Source organism: Peribacillus glennii (assembly GCF_003429105.1).
GTDB lineage: Bacteria > Bacillota > Bacilli > Bacillales > DSM-1321 > Peribacillus > Peribacillus glennii.
Genome location: NZ_QVTD01000008.1, coordinates 158,013 through 176,833 on the forward strand (window position 1 = coordinate 158,013; position 18,821 = coordinate 176,833).

An 18,821-nucleotide genomic window follows, 5' to 3' on the forward strand; every position below is an offset into this window, starting at 1 on the left:
CAGGGGCGCCTCTAGGGTGGCATAATAACGAGATTTATAAAGGCTTACTCAATCTATCCGATGAGGATATTAATGAATAAAAGCAACTTGGTGCCATTTAATATCACACCTCCAGACTATCATATTCCAAGAAAGATAAAAATTGCGGGAGGAAAAGTATGGAAAAATTTGATGCTCTTCGAGACTTTATGGACACGGTACCACAGCTTGGCGTTTCAGGCATCGATTGTATCGTATATAAGGATCACAATTTGATTTTCCGCTATGCGGCGGGTTATTCCGATATTGAAAATCGGATTCCGATGCAGACAAACGCCCTCTATAATATTTATTCAGCAACAAAAATGATCACCTGCATAGCAGCATTGCAGCTCGTCGAGAAAGGAAAGCTCCTTCTCGCCGACCCGCTATATACATACCTGCCGGAATTCAACAATATGAAGGTCAAAAGTGGAACCTTTGTGATGAAACCGGCAAAGCAGCATATTAGAATCGTTGATCTGTTTACGATGTGCGCAGGCCTTAGCTACGAGCTTGACACTCCGGAAATGCGGAAACTGATGGCCGATACCGCTCGAGATTTCAGTACAAGGGATTTTGTCAAGGCACTGGCAAAAGAACCTCTTCTGTTTGAACCGGGCGAAGGCTGGAATTACAGCTATTGCCATGATGTTCTTGGTGCTGTGATTGAAGTCGTATCCGGAATGTCTTTTGGAGAATACTTACAGAAGAACATCTTTGACCCTCTGGGAATGAAGGATAGCGGTTTTTCCGTACCGGAGGAAAAACGTGAAAGAATTGCTCCCCAGTACCAATACAGCTATGAAACGGAATCGGTCGTACGGGTAAGCAGTGATTGTATTGGTGCCGCCGGATTAAGGCATGAAAGTGGAGGCGGAGGCCTGATAACGACTGCAGAAGATTACATATTATTCGCAGACGCACTTGCCTGCGGGGGCATTGGGAAAAATGGCCCAAAGATCATAAGCGAAAATACCATCAATCTCATGCGAAGAAACCAGCTTAAAGGGAAATGCCTTAGCGATTATCGGGAAATGGTCGTAGCTGAAGGTATCGGATATGGGCTGGGAGTGTCCGTGGTGATGGATGCTGCGGCTGCACTTAGGCTTGTACCTGAGAACTCTTTCTCTTGGGGCGGCCTCGGCGGTGTCCAGGCATTTATCGACCCTGCCAACAAGCTTTCCTATTTTGTAGCCCAGCATACCATATATAGCCCTAAACATCTGATTGAGCCTAAAATGCTGAACATCCTCTATTCCAGAATATAAGAACAGTTTATTCTGAAGGGATATCGCAAGCAGAAATGTAGTTTATATGATTTGAAATTTTAATAGTCCGTAAATTACTGGAGGTCACGATTATGGGGAAATTATCAGGAAAATATGCCATTGTTACTGGAGGTGGAAAAGGAATCGGCGAATCAATCGTAAAACGCTTTTTGGAAGACGGTATTGAAGGAGTTGCGGTTCTTGAATATGATGTAAAGCTCGTGGAAAAAATGGTTTCCAACCTCGGTGAAGCCAGTGATAAAGTCCTTCCTATCCAATGTGATGTATCAAGCGAAGCACAAGTAAAAACCGCTGTTTCTCAAGCTGTGGAACGTTTTGGTACTGTTGACATCCTGGTCAATAATGCTGGTATCACTAGGGACAGCATGTTCCACAAGATGGCTGATGAGGCATGGGACGCAGTTTTAAATGTGAATCTCAAGGGAGCCTACCACCTCTGTAAATATGTCATACCGATTATGAGAAATAATGCTTACGGAAGAATCGTCAACATCTCATCGGTATCCGCATTTGGTAATGTAGGGCAAGCGAATTACGCCACCTCAAAAGCAGGTTTAATCGGATTTTCCAAAACACTGGCGAAGGAAGGCGGTCCCAAAAATATTACAGTGAACTGTGTTGCTCCTGGTTATATTGAAACGGACATGTACAATAATGTTCCTCAAGAAATCATCGCAGAACATATGAAGCTAATACCTTTAAGAAGACTTGGACAACCGAATGAAGTCGCAAGTGCTGTATCCTTCCTTTCCAGTGATGATGCTAGTTTCATATCGGGTCAGTGTCTCATTCTAAGCGGGGGAGCTACAACTTAATAAACGTATCGCAGAGGAATTTGTAAGGAGGGGCACGAATTATTATAATACTAAAATTTCAGTCAGGTGATCGGACAAATGAATAATCATATGATAAATATACTTTGGCTTGCTAAAAGTGAATATCCGTCTGGTAGTAGTCTTGAGCCTCATAAACATGAATATTATCAGATTTACTATGTCATTAGTGGAGAAGGAGATTTTATTGTAGGGAATGAATCCGTGAAAATGGGTCGGGGAATGTATCTTTTTACAAGACCAAATGATATCCATGGCATTTCCAACACCCGAGATGTTGACGGAAAACCTTTACGAATGCTGGAAGTAAAGTATGTTGTTTTTGATAACGATTTTCAAGAACGTCTCAACCAGCTTCCGATTGTATGCCAGGGCTCAGATAATATTGAAGAAATGCTTGAGTTGGTTTTTAAAGAAGGAATTGACACACTTCCCTGGTATCTCGAAATTGCAACTCATACCTTCATTACTGCACTATACTATATGATTCGATTTCAACGAATTGAAATCTCGACAAATCCACAAAAGTCAAGAGTGGTCGATCAAATTAAAGAGAATATACAAGAAAGTTATAAGAATGAGATTTCTTTGGACCACCTTGCACAGTTTGTTGGTCATAGTAAAAATTATATTTGCAAAATATTTAAAGAAAATACCGGCATGACCATCAACTTGTATCTCAATAAAGTAAGAATTGATAAGGCCGCGGAGTTATTGGTTAACACCAATTTGGATATAGCAGAAATCAGTAAAGAAGTCGGATACAATAACATTTTTCATTTCATCAAGACGTTTAAAAAAATTGTCGGTACTTCACCTGGGAACTTCCGTAAACATGAACTAAGTGGCAAAGCTCTTGTGAGTTCTAAAGTGAAGGCGATTGCAACGATTCCTGCTCAGCAAACGAGGAATGATGTATAGCGATTCTTAATGAAAAAATTTCTAAAAGATGAGGTGAAATTTATGACTGTTCTATCTGGAGTAAGAGTTTTGGATTTAACCCATTATATTGCGGGACCATATTGCAGCCAAATACTTGCTGACTATGGGGCTGATGTCATAAAGATTGAACGGCTGGATGGGGAAGTTGGAAGGACATCTGCCCCAATGCATGATGATATTAGTTTATATTTTGCCTCAGAAAACCGGAATAAAAGAGGGCTTTCATTAGACTTGAAAAGTTCGAAAGGTAAAGCCATTCTTCACCGCTTAATTGAAACGTCTGATGTTTTAGTGACCAATTATGGTTCCAATGTACCTGAAAAATTAGGCTTTAGTTATGAAACCATATCCGCTATTAATCCTGAAATTAGCATGGTACATATTACTGGATTTGGAACAACTGGACCTTACCGGGATTACGGAGCATATGATGGAGTGATTCAGTCCATGAGCGGATTAGCAGAATTAACAGGACATCCAGATGGTCCGCCGACCTATGTTGGATTTTTCATTGCAGATCATATTGCTGGCTTGCAAGCAACTCTAGGGACTATGTTGGCCTTGTTTCATAAAGAAAGAACTGGAAAAGGACGTTTTGTGGATATTAGTATGCTTGATGGATTGGTTTCATTATTAGGGTTTAGCATCTCTGAAGCCAAGTTACATGGAATCACAAAACAAAGGTGGGGAACGAGTGATCGTTTTCAATATTCGAAAGCATTCCCTACAATAGATGGGTATGTTTTTCTAGGTGCCTATATAAATGCACCTGAAAAAAAGTGGATCGAATTTGCTAAACTAATTGGCAAAAATGAATGGGCTCAAAGTAATTCACCATTCTTCATGGAAGAAGGAAGATTCAAAAACAGAGAAATATTGGATAAGACTATTGCTGAGTGGACAATTCAACATACAAAAGAGGAAGCTTTTCAATTTTTACAACAAAAAGGTATTGCTAGTAGTCCAGTGAATAATTTAGATGAAGTAATAAATAATCCACAAATCCAACACAGAGAAATGATTAAATCTTTAAATATTGGAAATCTTAATGTCCCGGTTCCTGGTGTTGCGATTAAAATAACAGAAAATATAAAAGAGTTTACTATACCTCCAACTCTAGGTGAACATTCAAAGGAGATCTTAGCGCAATTGGGATTTTCTGACGACGAAATAGAGGATTTTATCGTAAACAATATAGTAAGAGTTGACACTTACGATAATTGTATAGTCAACAAAATTTAAATGTATGAATCTGTTCATTATAGAATTATAAGTGGCTTAAATTGGAAGATGTTAGAAAGGGGGGGGATTATATGAAACTCGAAGGGAAAGTTGCCATTATTACTGGTGGTGCAGGTGGACTTGGAAAGGAAACTAGTTTGTTATTTGCCAGCGAAGGCGCTCATGTTGTTATAGCTGATTATCATAAAAATCTAGCAGAAGATACAGCAAAAGAGATAAACGGACTTGGATTTTGTGTCGATGTTTCTAAACGAGACCAAGTGGACAGGATGGTTAGTGAGGTAATTCAACAATTTGGTAAAATCGATATTTTGATTAATAATGCTGGAATTACGATGGACTCCACTCTAGTAAAAATGACACAGGTAGAATGGGATCAAGTTATATCTATTAATCAAACTGGTGTTTTTCATTGTACCCAATCAGTTGTACCCCATATGATTAAAGAAGGGTATGGCAGAATTATCAATACTAGTAGTATAGTAGGAAGAATGGGGAATTTTGGTCAAACGAATTATGCTGCAACGAAAGCAGCAGTGATTGCAATGACTCAAACTTGGGCAAAAGAACTTGGTCGAAAAGGGATTAATGTAAATGCTGTTGCTCCAGGTTTTATCATGACTTCAATGACAGAAAAAATGCCTGAAAATGTTCTTCAAAGAATGAAAGAGAAAGTATCCCTTCAACGGCTTGGAACACCAAGAGATATCGCCAATACATATTTATTTTTGGCAAGCGATGATTCCAGCTATATCAATGGAGCTGTGATTCCCGTAGACGGGGGATTGTCTATATAAATGGCAGCTTTATAGCTTTTAAGAATGAAAGATGCTTTTTAGGTGTCCAAAAGGAGGATTTAGCATGAACGAGGTATTTATTCTTGAAGGAGCGAGAACTCCATTTGGTGCATTCGGCGGAGGGTTAAAAGATATTGATTCCACCCAACTCGGTGTATAGAGGCCCTAAATTGAAGCCATATTGAAACAAGAGAAAATGACTTAATAGTTACGGGGATGGTAATCCATTCGGCTATAAACGCACCCTATAATGCTAGACATATCGCATTAAAATCTGGTGTACCAATAACAAGCCCTGCTTTAACGGTCAATAGGTTATGTGGATCACGCCTTCAATCGGTGGTGTCTGTAGGACAATCCATCAAACTTGGTGAAGCAGAAACAGGGCTTGCATTGGGGCCGAAAACATGAGTAGGGCGCCATTCGCATTAAGAGGCAGTCGATTTGGAATGAGTACTCCTGACCTGGACGATACGTTATCGTCAGCATTAACAGATAATTATATAGGGGCTGGCATGGGAGTAGCAACTGAAAACCTAGCTGTTCAATACGGGATTTCTCGAGAAGAACAGGATGAGTTTGCCTTAGATAGCCAACTTCGGGCTGCGGAAGCGAGAAGAAGTGGAAGATTGCCGATGAAATAGTCTCCGTTGAAGTTCAAACAAGAAAGGGATTCTTACCGTGGATCAGGATGAACATATTCGAGAGAACTCCACTATATGAAGCATGCGAAACTGCGCCCGGCCTTTAAAGAAGATGGAACCGTTACCGCAGGAAATGCAAGTGGTATTAATGATGGAGCAGGTGCTATTGTCCTTGGGGGTGACCCGAGCATTATGGGGATCGGTCCAGGTCCAGCCATTCAAATGGCTTTAAAGAGAGCAAACATGACGATTGGGGATATCGATTTATTCGGAATGGAAGCGTTCGCTGTCAATATCTTGCTGTTGAAAAAGTACTGGGACTTGATTGCTCTATTACCAATGTCAATGGGGGTGCCATTGGACTTGGTAATCCTGTGAGGGCAAGCGGTATAAGGATTTTACCGATTCTAGAAATGAATCGACGCAACAAAAAGTACGGGGTTGCCTCCCTATGCATAGGTGGTGGCCAAGGAATCGCTGCAATTGTAGAAGTTTCATGAAAATTAATTTGTTTTTTTAGAAAAAAATGAAGAGAAGACAAATGGGGAAAATTAACTGCTGTTTAGTTATTATCACTTTCCTTTGGAATAGAAGGGGGCATATAAGAACGAGAAAAAATTCCTCATAGTACTAACTTTGTTGGTCTAGGCTGGGTTACTTTTGTTTTATATATGATGACACTTTCTATTTCAAATGGTTATTTTGAGAAACTAAACAAATCCAAAAATATATTATCAGTTGGAGAAAAACAACTGATTTTCTCCAACTGATTTATTTTAAACACGACAATAACAACAATGTCATTTATTTTAAAACCTTAACAATGTATAACCCCATCCTAAAATTAGGACAGGGTTATATAAGGTTGCTTAATTGTTGATAAAAACCCCTTTTCCGAACATAAAAACATAACAAAAAAGTCGTTTAGAACCAGGTTATTTCTATTTCGACATAAAGTTACTTCTGCACTATCTGAATAAGGTTGCCGCATGTATCGTCAAAGACAGCTATTGTGACTTCGCCCATTTTTGTTGGCTCCATAGTAAACTTCACGCCGTTTTCCAATAATCGTTTGTACTCTTTACGAATATCTGCAACGCCAAACATTGTTGCTGGGATGCCATCGGCAAATATCTTCTTTTGATACTCTTTAGCGGCAGGATGGTCATTCGGTTCGAGTAAAAGCTCGGTACCGTCTTGATCATTGGGAGAAACAAGCGTTATCCACCTAAATTCTCCGACGGGAACGTCCTCCTTTTTTACAAACCCCAGCGTTTCTGAATAAAACTCCAGTGCCTTGTCTTGATCTTGTACGAATATACTGGTAACAATAATTTTCATACTTTTGCCTCCTTTGATATTTGCGTATGGTAACTGCTAACGATCTGGCTACAACTAAAACAACCCACATTCGTCAGAAGTCCTGTTCTGATTTTATAAAGCTACTCTATCCATCCTTTCAGCAAGTTTTTATCGGGCAGGATATGAGCCAACCGTTTCAGAGCAAACGAACAAGCTTCTGCTGCCATCCATGCATATAGTATACTGAATATCGCTACGAGCAATAAAGGCCGAAAATGAAAAGACGTACTAACACCTGATCCTAACACAGGAAAGCGGAAAATAAAAAGGATCGCTATGATTCCTATAAATAAGGTAGCTCCCGCCAAGAAAACAACCAAAAATCTTGTTTTAGGCTTATAGAAGGAAACACCAAGTACCAATCCTAGAATACCCGTTGTGAAGGAAAAAATAATTAGTTCGCTAGGCTGGATAAACAATAAAAGGAGGATCGTAACAAAATAGGAAAGGAATCCGTGCCTGACGGATACAATCGCTGCGAAAAATATTGGTAAAGTCGTCATGGCACTTACAAAAAAACCGATGCCGGGCACATATCCCCCTGCTGACTGGAATATGGCTGCAAACGAGCTTAATACCGCGGTAAGTATTAGTTTTGTGGTAGGTGACAATTCCATACGATCGTGTTTGATTCTTAAGAAAGTGTACCGCCAATACTGTACGGCTTTACTTTTTACCCTCTTCATGAATCCCGCCTCCAACAAATAATAACTACCCTTATGCTATTCACTGTTTTATATAAAATCACTGTATGTTTATCCAACTTACCTATAGATAACTGATTTTGAAATCATAGTAGTTTTATTGACCGCCCCTCTTCCTCTGACGCTGATGCGAATAATGGTCAATTCCTTGTTAGATTCTTCGGCCCTAATTTGGTATTAATAAAACAGTTCTAATCATATTCTTATAAAAGCAAACTAAGAAGGAGTGTAAAGTTTATTGATAAAAGTTAAGGTAAGTTTACTGCCCATTGTAAGTAAGATAAATTTACCGACTGTTTTGAAAACAGCTATACTTCCGGGTGACTCAAAAGAAACATTATTTATTGCAACCCAGGTAGGAGAGATTTTTTACATAAGAGATGGAGTTATACGGACTTTTTTAGATATTCGCCCGCGAATGGTAAAATTAGGTGCTTCTGGCGGTGGATATGATGAACGGGGATTACTAGGGCTGGCGTTTCATCCCGAATTTTATTATAACGGTCTGTTTTATCTTCATTATTCACTAGCTGGAACACAAGGTCCAGGTGCTCTTCCTGAATCTTTTTCACCTAACCCGTGTGATCCAAGAACTTTAAACCTAAGGTGGGCAAATAGAGAAATTCAATATGATCATATTGATACTATGGAAGAATGGATTATGCCATCGAATGGCCAACCTCAAAAACGACGGACATTACTAAACGTAAGAAGACCATTTTTTAATCATAATGGTGTCAATTGCTTAAACTTTTCACCCGAAACAGGAAAACTTGTTTTGACCACTGGGGATGGTGGATCAGCCTATGATCCATTCAATTTAAGCCAGAATGATATGGAAATCGCCGGTAAAATAATTGAAATTGATGTAGAAAAGAATACATTTATCCAGAATCCACCCGTAGTCACACGGTTTAATGAACTTCCCGTACCTATTCAGGAAACACTTACGGTGATTGCCAAAGGGGTTCGAAATATACCGGGCATTTCATTTCAAAGGTTTTATAATCAATATATCAAGAATGTGGGCAATGTCGGACAGGATTTGGTAGAATCGATTTTTTCATTCGTTCATTATAAACCAGTACCGGTAACTCAGCTTATTCAAGCTTCGTTAATGGAATCTGAACCTCACCAAGAAGGATTTATTAACTTTGGCTGGAGGGGTTGGGAAGGAGCTTTTCCTACTTTGATAATCAGGGGCTGCTCTGCAAATCCGACTTTGGATGAGAAAACAATTGCTTATTATGATGAAGCAGTAAAAACTTCGGTGAGGCGGCTTCAGCCTTTAACCAGTTATTTTCATAAAGATTCCCGACCCGATAAGTTTGGAGGAACTGCACTTACAGGAGTGCAAGCCTATGTGGGGAATGGAATCCCTAATTTAACCGGAAGCGTTGTGTTTACCGATCTTGCCCGGAAAGAATCTCAATCCCCGGGTAGAGGGGTTTTAGCTTATACCAGGGTAAGAACAGATTGTAAACTAAATGACTTTAGTGTTATTGAAACCGATTATAATTTTGGGTCTGAATCAGCTTATTATGTTAATTTGGGAACGAATCTGGATCAAACCAGACTATTTTTAGGGGTTTATGGCTCTATGACAGTGACAGATTTTAACAAAGGTACTGTTTTTGAAATTGTTCCATAATACATACCTATAAAATTCGACTTCAACTGATATTGTTATTGAACAACCTGACCGTTACTTGAATAAGTAAAATCCCTTACCTCAGATGAACAGAAACAGTTGTTTCAATCGATGTACAAGGAGTGGGAAAGCTGGGCGAATGACGGCCGTGGAGTTGGCGAAGTTAGCTGGTAAGTATAAAGGAAGAACAAAGAAATATACCGATAAACACGCCGGTATGGCTCATGAACTTGAGCTATATGCCACCGGTGGCAATACGGTTAAGGGGATTTCTGAGATTAACGCAAATAAGTATTTCAGCGTTATATCGTAAAATAAAGAAAGTCCGCCAATAGGTTGGCTTTTTATTATGGATGGCTAACGGGGTATGTTAGTTGAACAAAAATGCTAAGCAAGTGAAGAAATACACAAAATTCCGAACGGTAATGATCAAAAACCAGACACTTCCCAAAGAAGTTATCTTGCATGTCGGTAACTATGCTTTTGATTTCCTAGGAGCGTAAACTACGCATTGTATACAACAGAACTTTGGTCACAACTTTTAGGTAAAAAGGAGTATTTCATCTTAAGCAGTAAACTAATTCTTAAACGGAAATAAACATTTCATCTAAAAAACTGTATTCCCTCCTCAATAATTTCATTTAACAATGAAATTATTGAGGAGGGAATTATTTGTTATTTCTTGAAAAACTTCGGTATCTTCGTGAAGTGTCTACCCAAGGGAGTTTATCTATGAGTACCAAATTGAAGAGTTTGAAAACAAAATATGCCTTGCAATGCAATTCACATTTCCCGTAAAGATTATAACTTAGGAAGGTGGGTTTGAATGGTATTATCAAGGATTAGTTTACAGGTTAAATCCAATACATAAAATGATTTACTTAGAACAGCAGGATAAAGATTGTTACATGATAAAAATTAAATTCGAGGATATAGGAAAGGTTGAAATTAAAGGTTAATAAGCCCCAGTTGATCAACCAATAATGGACTAAGATTACGGAGGTTCATCAATCTCTCAGTAGAGGTTAGGTTCACCGATGCTAGAATGTTTGTTGTACACTTCACGATAATGTCATCCCGGTTACATTAAAGAATTGCCTAATAGCAGCCCCGATCTTACAGTAATGCATCATCAGCTATAGATATGCTCTACAATGATCTCGTTTAACAGCAGGGTCAAAGGGTATAAAAATAAAGACAAGGAGGATGAGACACTATGATTTTAAATAAGATTGTTGGGACAATAGCAATCGGTGGAGCCGCTTACCTTTTGTGGAATAAGGACTCTCGCACTAAAGCCGTAAATCAACTGAAAAGTATTGCCTCTCCCGAAATCATCGAAAAGATTAAGAGCCAAATCCCATCACCGTCCAATACGAAATTAAAAGGAAATAATAACCAATCGAAGTTATTAGAGTCTTTGTCGGACCCGGCATTCCCAGATTATGCAACGACAGAAAGGGCGCAAGCAGGAAGAGCCTGATGTAATCCAACCAATGGTCAAATCTCAAAAAGGAATCAGTTTAATGGCTGATTCCTTTTTTGATTGCTATCTTACTTCTTCGTTCTTGCCTACAGTGTTTTAGGGATCAATATGTCCGGACACAAAGAGATTTTAGGAATTTGGATAGGAGAAAATGAAAGTGCGAGTTTCTGGCTGGGAGTCTGTAATGACTTAAATCACAGAGGGGTGCAGGATATATTTTTAATGAAAGAACAATCAGTAGTTAATATATAAAGAAAAAACGAATGGTTGGCGGCATTTTATAGTAGGAGCAATTTTAGTAATCTTGTAATTTTTAATTAAGCTAACATGGCAGGTTGAAATAGTTCATAATAAAAAATCGAAGGTATTAATAAAAATCGATTATATTCAAAGTTCCTTAGGGCTTCCTTTTAATCACTTGTATATAAATCATCACCAACATGTTATATTCATATTAATCGGAAAATTAAAAACCAACAATAGCGGAAAATTTATGAAAAAATACGATATCTGTATTACTTTCTTCTATGGAAAGCTTTACACAGAGTAAATTAAGTGAGTTCCTGCTTTAAGAAAGCGGTAGGGAGTGAGGCTATAGGAATCGGTAAGGTGTCAAACGTTCGGATTAAAGTACATGTATGATATTAAAAAGGTACTGCTGATGGTAAAAGGTTCAAAAAATAAGCATATAATTAACCAATTTAAATGAGTGATTTTACACTTTCTGCAGACTGCAATTACTAAGATTCTGAGGACATGCTCTTTATAAATAATATAAGGGAAAAATTATGCCTATAAATGGATATAAATTGAATGGAGGAAAACAAATGTCAAAAATTCCGTCAATACTTCAGAATTTGCGTATCCCTGTAATTGGCTCACCGTTATTTATTATTAGTAACCCTAAACTAGTGATAGAACAATGTAAGGCAGGAATCGTTGGATCAATCCCGTCACTGAATGCTAGACCCGCATCCTTACTTGATGAATGGTTGGCAGAAATCACTGAGGAGCTCGCAACTTATAATGCAAAGAATCCAGATCGTCCAGCGGCACCATTTGCTATTAATCAAATTGTCCACAAGTCAAATGAACGGTTGGAATCCGACATGGAGTTGTGTGTTAAATACAAAGTTCCCATTATCATTTCGTCCTTGGGTGCCCGCGAGGAGATATTTGAGGCAGCACATAGCTACGGAGGAATTGTTCTGCACGATATAATCAATAACTCTTTCGCGCACAAGGCAATCGACAAAGGTGCAGATGGCTTAATTGCCGTTGCGGCAGGAGCTGGCGGTCATGCAGGAACAAAGAGCCCGTTTGCATTGGTTCAGGAAATCCGTGAGTGGTTTGACGGTCCGCTCGCTTTGTCCGGATCAATTGCTACGGGAGGTGCAATCCTGGCCGCCCAAGCGATGGGGGCAGATTTTGCATATATCGGTTCGCCGTTCATTGCAACGCATGAAGCCCGTGCTTCTGAAGAGTATAAGCAATCAATCGTTGACTCTACGTCTGATGATATTGTTTATAGCAGTCTTTTCACTGGTGTACATGGAAATTATCTGAAACCGTCAATCAGAGCAGCAGGATTGGATCCTGACAATCTTCCTGAAAGTGATCCCTCTCAGATGAATTTTGGAGAAAAGGCCGTCAAGCCATGGAAGGATATTTGGGGAAGCGGTCAAGGCATTGGTGCTATAAAACAGGTTACTGGTGCAGCAGAATTTGTAGAGAAGCTTCATAATGAATATATTGATGCCAGAGATAGTCTAATCAGCCGAAATATAGTTAGAACAATCTGATCTGAAAAATCTTCTCAAATTAACATTTTATGGCCTTATTCGAGATTAGCCGCACAATGGTTTTATTTACGCGGCTTTTTTTCTAAATATGTTCGTTAGTCAAAATAACCATTCATAAATTTCATCAATTCTCTTAGTTATTAAAAGCGTGCGCCTTACTTACTTCATGTTCGTAGTTAACCCAAACTTCCATTAAACAGATTGTATAGAGGACAGGGCCCTTCCCATCCTCAGTATATTGCTTACTTCTTTAATCTAACATTACCATCAATGATGCCAGTGGCCATGCCAATGATGAAAATGAGGATAATACCCGTAACCATATCCACCATACATAAATGGCGAGTATCCAAAACCCATCACTGGATAACCGAATCCACCAAAAAACGAAGGCATATAAGCACCTGCTTTATCAGAGTTTATACTACACTTTAGACATATCTTGAATCTACAGTAAAAGACCTTGCTCAAATGATTAAAGAATTAAAGCAGGGAATGAAACTTGCGGAATCAGCTGATGATGAAATTACCTGAGATATGTTCCAGTGATCGACCATAAAAGTAATTATGGGTTCATTCTTAAAAATAGTTATGAGATCTTGGCCTTTGGGATGAATTAATTAAAAAACTTTTAAAGCGAAATAAATGTAATAAAGCCACTGTATTCAAAAGATGAACGATACCCAGAATAATGGACATTTATAAAAAAGTCCCTTATTCTGGGTTTTTCTATGTCTATATACGCATCTTCCTTAACAAATTAAAAGAGATTTATTTCTTATAACTATTTATACTATTTACATGGTAAATTTGTATATAACCATACTTTTTTACTGTTTCGTGCCAAAAGCATATTTTGCTATTATTTGTGTAAGCGTTAACAATTTGTTAAAGGAGAGAAAATTATGGATTCAAGAGAATTGAGAAACTGTATGGGTCATTTCGCTACGGGTGTAACTGTTATAACATGTGATACGGAAGATGGAACTCATGGCATAACCGCAAATTCTTTTACTTCTGTTTCACTTGATCCACCGCTCGTTTTAGTTTCTATAGACAGAAAAGCGAAAGCGCTTCAACAGTTAAAAAATAATAATTTCACTGTGAATATCTTAAAGGAGGATCAGGAGGATATCGCTATGCATTTTGCTGGCCGCCCGCTTGATGAACCTACTTTTCAATTTGAAAAAGGTAATCTTTCGACCCGGTTGAAGGATACCCTTGCTTATGTGGAATGTGAACCATGGGCCGAGTATGATGGTGGGGATCATGTTCTATATGTGGGTAAAGTGAGTGATTTTACGTATAATCACGGTCGCCCGCTTGCCTACTATTGCGGCAAATTTTCGGACGTTTTACCAAAATGATTCCGAATTGAAATTATGAAATAGTGAGGGGAGCAGAAAAAATGAAAGCTCATAAGTTACAATTTGATAGTTTAATAGATACTAATCCCCGTACTGGAGTAATAAAGTTTAGTGATAGAAGAATGGCCCTGGTGTCTGTAGAGGCACTGGGCATTCTACGGAGAGATTTGGTGAATACCCTGAGCATGGAGAGAGCTAAAGGTTTTCTCATGCGTTATGGATGGGCATGCGGATACAAGGATGGGCAGACTTTAGAAGAAATGTATGAATGGGATTCGCAAAAGGAATTATTTTTAGCTGGTCCATATCTTCATACTTTAGAGGGAATCGTTACAGTGGAACCTGATATACTAGAGCTAAATGAGGACGCTCTTCATTTTACCGGGATATGGAGGAATTCATTTGAAGCAGTTGAACATATCAATCATTTTGGCCACAGCAGCGATCCTGTATGCTGGATTCTGATCGGATATGCCAGCGGCTATTTAACCAAGGTTTCTGGACAAGAAGTGCTTGTATATGAAGAATCGTGTCAAGGAAAGGGAGACGATCATTGTTACTTTGTAGCCAAAACCTATGATCCATGTAATGAACGGCATAAGCAGGACTTACGTTATTACAAGTCTGAAACATTACTATCAGAATTAGATCGGGTGTATAAGGAAGTTAGAGAACTCAACGAGAACATAATAGAGTCCGAGCGGGTTCAAAACGAATTGACAGATATGCTGCTTGAAGATAAAAATGTGTCAGAAACGGTTGGATTAATATCAAATATTGTTCAAAAAAGTATTGTTATAGATTCTTTTCATAAGCAGATGGATAGCTGTTTCAAGTCCACTATAGATATGGAAACGTATGAGAGATGGATCAAAAGTGAGGGCCGGTATGAAGCGTTAGATACATACATTGATACATTCCCCATCCGGACTCATGATGTGAACCTAGGAAGAATGGTTGTCATAGGTGATAAACCACTTAGTAAAAGGGAACAAATGATTATTAAAAGATCAGTTACTGTATGTACTGTTCAATTGTATCACCAGAGGAAAATCACGCAATCTATATGGAGAAAACGGGAGGATTTCTTTGATGAATTATTAAATAACAAAATTGATGAAAACACTCTTCAACGACATATGCCTGTATTTGACTTTGATCCCCGGGAACCAAACCGCATCCTCACATTGAAGATAGAACCTTTTGATAATAAGAAAGATATTCTTCAATACATAGGTTTAATTTATCCAGATATTGACGCTTTCATAAAAGATCAATATATCGTTCTTCTATTAACAGAGAAAGAAATTGAGATAGAAACCTTTACATCGAAACTCCAGAAAGTTATTCAGGAAGAATTCAAACATATAAAAACCTATATTAGTGTCGGGCGCATAGCAAAAAATCTCAAAGATTTAGCAAAAAGCTATAAAGACGCATGCCGCATATGTGATTTTATACAGCTTGCCTATCCCACTGACAGCAGGGCTTCTTATTACGAAGAATTGGAACCTGTCATTATGTTCCTTAAAGGGATCGATCAGGAGGAATTGATTGATTTTTGTAAAGAAACCATCGGTAAATTGGTTGAATATGACGATACAAACCAAGGGAATTTAGTTATTACATTGAAGTCTTATTTGGATCATAACGGGAATCTTCAGCAAACTGCAGATGACCTGCATCTTTCCATTGCGGGTTTGCGTTACCGGATAGAAAAGATAGAATCTTTTTGCAAGGCTGACTTAAAAACGGGAACTGGACGTTTTAAATACCAGTTGGCTATTCGCATTTATTTCGCGATGCAAATCATTAACAATAGACCAGCTTTGACAACCTAAACTTCTAATCATTTTAAAACAAGAGTTTGGATGTTTTTTACTGCTATGTTTATACCGTTTTGTAAAGATCATGAAATGAAGCGGCTTCCATTGCTTCTTTAGTGGTCTTTTTTTAATGATCCATACAAATTTTTAAGGATATCTGCTTAAACCAATCTGTAAACAATAGGCTGTTTCTTATAGTGATTCCATACGACTCATTACTAAAGAGTCTAACATCCGGGATTCATAAAGCCCAATTGACGCGGAGGAGTAATACCGCAAAAACATAAAATAGAACGATATTTGTCAGTATATTTTTGCAGTTCAAAAAATTTAAAAAACTATTCATAATAAAAATATGAAATGAAAGCGCTTCAAAAACATTCAAGGAGGCTAGAAAATGAAAGTTGATCAAAAAGTATTAACAAAACGGCCATTAACTGGACAAGAATATTTGGAAAGCCTGAGGGACGGCCGAGAGGTTTGGATTCATGGCGAGAAGGTGGAAGACGTTACCACTCATCCGGCTTTCCGGAATTCTGCACGTTCCATTGCAAGGCTTTATGACGCTTTGCATGATGAAAAAACGAAGGATATTCTAACGGTACAAACTGATACAGGAAATGGAGGTTATACCCAAAAGTTCTTCCAATTTGATCAAAGTGCCGAGGATTTGTTGAAATCCCGTAATGCGATTGCACAATGGGCCAAATTAACATATGGGCAAATGGGCAGATCACCAGATTATAAAGCCGCCTTCCTGGCTACGCTCGGCGCAGATCCTGATTACTATGCGCCATATCAAGATAATGCAAGAAGATGGTATAAGGAAGCTCAGGAAAACAATTGGTTTTTCAACCATGCGATCATCAACCCGCCGGTAGACCGACATAAACCATTGGAAGCCGTGTCAGATATTTTTATTAGGGCTGTAGGGGAAACCGAGGAAGGAGTAATTGTAAGTGGTGCCAAGATGGTTGCCACCGGATCGGCCCTCACGAATTACAACTTTGTCGCCCACTATGGTGCAGCTCCAATCAAGAAAGAGGAATTTGCCCTTTGCTTTATAGCCCCAATGAATACTCCAGGCGTAAAGCTTGTTAGCCGAGCTTCGTATGAAATGAACGCGGCCGTAATGGGCAGTCCGTTCGACTACCCTTTAAGCAGCAGGTTCGATGAAAATGATGCTGTTCTTATCTTTGATGAAGCTTTGATTCCATGGGAAAATATCTTGATTTATAAAGACGTCGAGAAAATCAATAATTTCTTTGCTGAAACTGGTTTCCTAAATCGCTTTACATTCCATGGAGTAACAAGATTGGCCGTCAAGCTGGATTTTGTGTCAGGTCTACTTTTAAAAGCTGTAAAGGTGAATGGGACAGATCAATTCCGGGGAGTACAGGTTAACGTAGGAGAAGTTTTGGCATGGAAGAATATGTTTTGGGCTTTAAGTGATGCTATGGCACTTAACCCTAACGAGGGAAGAAATGGAACAGTCCTGCCAAATTTAAATTATGGATTAGCCTATAGGGTCTTTATGTCAGAGGGCTGGCCAAAGGTGAAAGAAATCATTGAAAACGTGGTGGCAGGCAGTTTGATTGTCCAGCCTTCCAGCTCACTCGACTTTAAAAATCCGGAGCTTCGTCCTTTTCTTGATAAGCTGTACAGGGGGTCCAATGGTGTTGAGTCAGTGGACAAGATCAAGCTTATCAAGCTGCTGTGGGATGTTGTAGGTACGGAATACGGCGGCAGGCATGAACTGTATGAACGGAATTATTCAGGAAATCATGAAAACATTCGTCTTGAAAACCTTATCGTAGCGAATCAGAATGGGCAAGCAGAAGAGTTTGAGAAATTCGTGGAAGAATGCCTGAGCGACTATGACCTGAACGGGTGGACAAATGATACATGGATCAATCCAGATGATATCAGCTATTTTTCTAAATAAATAGATTCTCACTGCACCACACAAAATGCAGGGTCATTCGTTCTTAAAAAATGGCCCTGTACTCTAAATTCACAGTTATTAAAGTCGAATGTGTTACGGGATTTGCAAATTCCCTTATGAAAATTCACATTAGCTGGAGGACTCACCATGAAAGTAATCAGAAATGGTATATTGTCGCTTAAACACTCCGTCCTAACTATCGGTGCTTTTGATGGCATTCACCTTGGGCACCAGTCATTGATAGTCAAAACTGTGAATCGTGCTCGTGAACTAGCTGTCCCGTCTGTCGTCTATACATTTGATCCACCGCCCCGAGTGTATTTCCAAAAGCAAATGTTGTTGACTACTGTTCAAGAAAAGCTGGTTTTCCTCCGGAAACTGGGGGTGGATTATACAGTCATAGCTAATTTTGACACTTACTTTCTTTCAAAAAGTGCAGCGGAATTTATTGAAGAGTTGAAGAGTTTAGCACCACATGAGATATGGATAGGCCCAGACTTTCAGTTCGGGAAAGGAAAGACAGGTTCGATAAAAGATCTTTCAGAACAGTTTAACACCTATACATTTCCGGTTGTGAAGTGTTCCAAGGGGGAAATCATTTCCTCCACCCGCATTAGGAAATTGCTCGGAAATCAGCAACAACAGCTTGCACATGAGCTGCTTGGAAGAAACAGGTTGCAGAAAATCGATTAGGAACTTAGGGGATATACAAAAGGGGGATTACATGTTTTCCATAGACCCTGCGACATTAAGTGAGAGAGAAATCTACAAGCTGCTCATTGGAAGTATCATTCAGTACCCTTTCAAAGCTGAAGTATATGAAAAATGGAAAATCAGACATGAGGACTCTCTGCTGTAAGCCGGTTAGCCGATGATAACTATGCAGTAGTCGGACATGTATTTTCTCTAA

Annotated in this window: 16 protein-coding genes and 2 pseudogenes; 16 read left to right on the top strand and 2 right to left on the bottom strand. The window is 38.9% G+C overall.

Annotated elements, in window-relative coordinates:
- Window positions 1-158 precede the first annotated feature (158 nt).
- From D0466_RS13445 to D0466_RS13470, 6 genes and pseudogenes are all read left to right on the top strand, one after another.
- The gene (locus D0466_RS13445; RefSeq protein ID WP_117323076.1) at window positions 159-1,289 is read left to right on the top strand and encodes a serine hydrolase domain-containing protein; all 1,131 of its coding nucleotides are present in this window, start codon (window positions 159-161) and stop codon (window positions 1,287-1,289) included.
- A gap of 92 nt (window positions 1,290-1,381) precedes the next feature.
- Window positions 1,382-2,125: an SDR family oxidoreductase gene (locus tag D0466_RS13450; protein ID WP_117323077.1), complete on the top strand. Its 744-nt coding sequence runs from the start codon at window positions 1,382-1,384 to the stop codon at window positions 2,123-2,125.
- A gap of 78 nt (window positions 2,126-2,203) precedes the next feature.
- Window positions 2,204-3,064 (top strand): helix-turn-helix domain-containing protein, encoded by an 861-nt coding sequence (locus D0466_RS13455; protein ID WP_117323078.1) that lies wholly within the window; start codon window positions 2,204-2,206, stop codon window positions 3,062-3,064.
- Between the two features lie 9 nt (window positions 3,065-3,073).
- Window positions 3,074-4,327, top strand: coding sequence for a CaiB/BaiF CoA transferase family protein (locus D0466_RS13460; protein ID WP_117323079.1), 1,254 nt, complete (start codon window positions 3,074-3,076; stop codon window positions 4,325-4,327).
- Between the two features lie 71 nt (window positions 4,328-4,398).
- Complete coding sequence (locus D0466_RS13465; protein ID WP_117323080.1) at window positions 4,399-5,124, top strand: beta-ketoacyl-ACP reductase; 726 nt, start codon at window positions 4,399-4,401, stop codon at window positions 5,122-5,124.
- Window positions 5,125-5,340: 216 nt separating this feature from the next.
- Window positions 5,341-6,268, top strand: a pseudogene (locus tag D0466_RS13470) (thiolase family protein).
- A gap of 457 nt (window positions 6,269-6,725) precedes the next feature.
- On the opposite strand, the gene D0466_RS13475 reads toward D0466_RS13470, so the two are convergent.
- Together D0466_RS13475 and D0466_RS13480 are read right to left on the bottom strand one after the other, a co-directional pair.
- Window positions 6,726-7,109, bottom strand: a complete 384-nt coding sequence (locus D0466_RS13475; protein WP_117323081.1) for a VOC family protein — start codon at window positions 7,107-7,109, stop codon at window positions 6,726-6,728.
- A 101-nt stretch (window positions 7,110-7,210) separates the two neighbouring features.
- On the bottom strand, window positions 7,211-7,816 hold the full coding sequence (locus tag D0466_RS13480; protein ID WP_233522650.1) for a YybS family protein: 606 nt from the start codon (window positions 7,814-7,816) through the stop codon (window positions 7,211-7,213).
- Between the two features lie 256 nt (window positions 7,817-8,072).
- Here D0466_RS13480 and D0466_RS13485 point away from each other — a divergent pair, with 256 nt between their 5' ends.
- The 10 genes and pseudogenes from D0466_RS13485 to D0466_RS23330 all read left to right on the top strand — a co-directional run bounded on the left by D0466_RS13485 (window position 8,073) and on the right by D0466_RS23330 (window position 18,770).
- On the top strand, window positions 8,073-9,485 hold the full coding sequence (locus D0466_RS13485; protein WP_117323082.1) for a PQQ-dependent sugar dehydrogenase: 1,413 nt from the start codon (window positions 8,073-8,075) through the stop codon (window positions 9,483-9,485).
- A gap of 139 nt (window positions 9,486-9,624) precedes the next feature.
- Window positions 9,625-9,798: a hypothetical protein gene (locus tag D0466_RS13490; protein WP_233522651.1), complete on the top strand. Its 174-nt coding sequence runs from the start codon at window positions 9,625-9,627 to the stop codon at window positions 9,796-9,798.
- A gap of 903 nt (window positions 9,799-10,701) precedes the next feature.
- On the top strand, window positions 10,702-10,968 hold the full coding sequence (locus D0466_RS13495) for a hypothetical protein (RefSeq protein WP_117323083.1): 267 nt from the start codon (window positions 10,702-10,704) through the stop codon (window positions 10,966-10,968).
- Between the two features lie 87 nt (window positions 10,969-11,055).
- Window positions 11,056-11,193 (top strand): annotated as a pseudogene (locus tag D0466_RS13500) (transposase); the annotation flags it as partial.
- Window positions 11,194-11,798: 605 nt separating this feature from the next.
- Window positions 11,799-12,773, top strand: a complete 975-nt coding sequence (locus D0466_RS13505; protein ID WP_117323084.1) for an NAD(P)H-dependent flavin oxidoreductase — start codon at window positions 11,799-11,801, stop codon at window positions 12,771-12,773.
- Between the two features lie 905 nt (window positions 12,774-13,678).
- Window positions 13,679-14,140, top strand: a complete 462-nt coding sequence (locus tag D0466_RS13510; protein WP_117323085.1) for a flavin reductase family protein — start codon at window positions 13,679-13,681, stop codon at window positions 14,138-14,140.
- Window positions 14,141-14,181: 41 nt separating this feature from the next.
- Window positions 14,182-15,981, top strand: a complete 1,800-nt coding sequence (locus D0466_RS13515) for a XylR N-terminal domain-containing protein (RefSeq protein WP_117323086.1) — start codon at window positions 14,182-14,184, stop codon at window positions 15,979-15,981.
- Between the two features lie 382 nt (window positions 15,982-16,363).
- Window positions 16,364-17,911: a 4-hydroxyphenylacetate 3-hydroxylase family protein gene (locus D0466_RS13520; protein WP_117323087.1), complete on the top strand. Its 1,548-nt coding sequence runs from the start codon at window positions 16,364-16,366 to the stop codon at window positions 17,909-17,911.
- Between the two features lie 147 nt (window positions 17,912-18,058).
- The gene (locus D0466_RS13525) at window positions 18,059-18,604 is read left to right on the top strand and encodes an FAD synthetase (protein WP_117323088.1); all 546 of its coding nucleotides are present in this window, start codon (window positions 18,059-18,061) and stop codon (window positions 18,602-18,604) included.
- A 31-nt stretch (window positions 18,605-18,635) separates the two neighbouring features.
- Window positions 18,636-18,770 (top strand): hypothetical protein, encoded by a 135-nt coding sequence (locus tag D0466_RS23330; protein WP_267897390.1) that lies wholly within the window; start codon window positions 18,636-18,638, stop codon window positions 18,768-18,770.
- Window positions 18,771-18,821 lie beyond the last annotated feature (51 nt).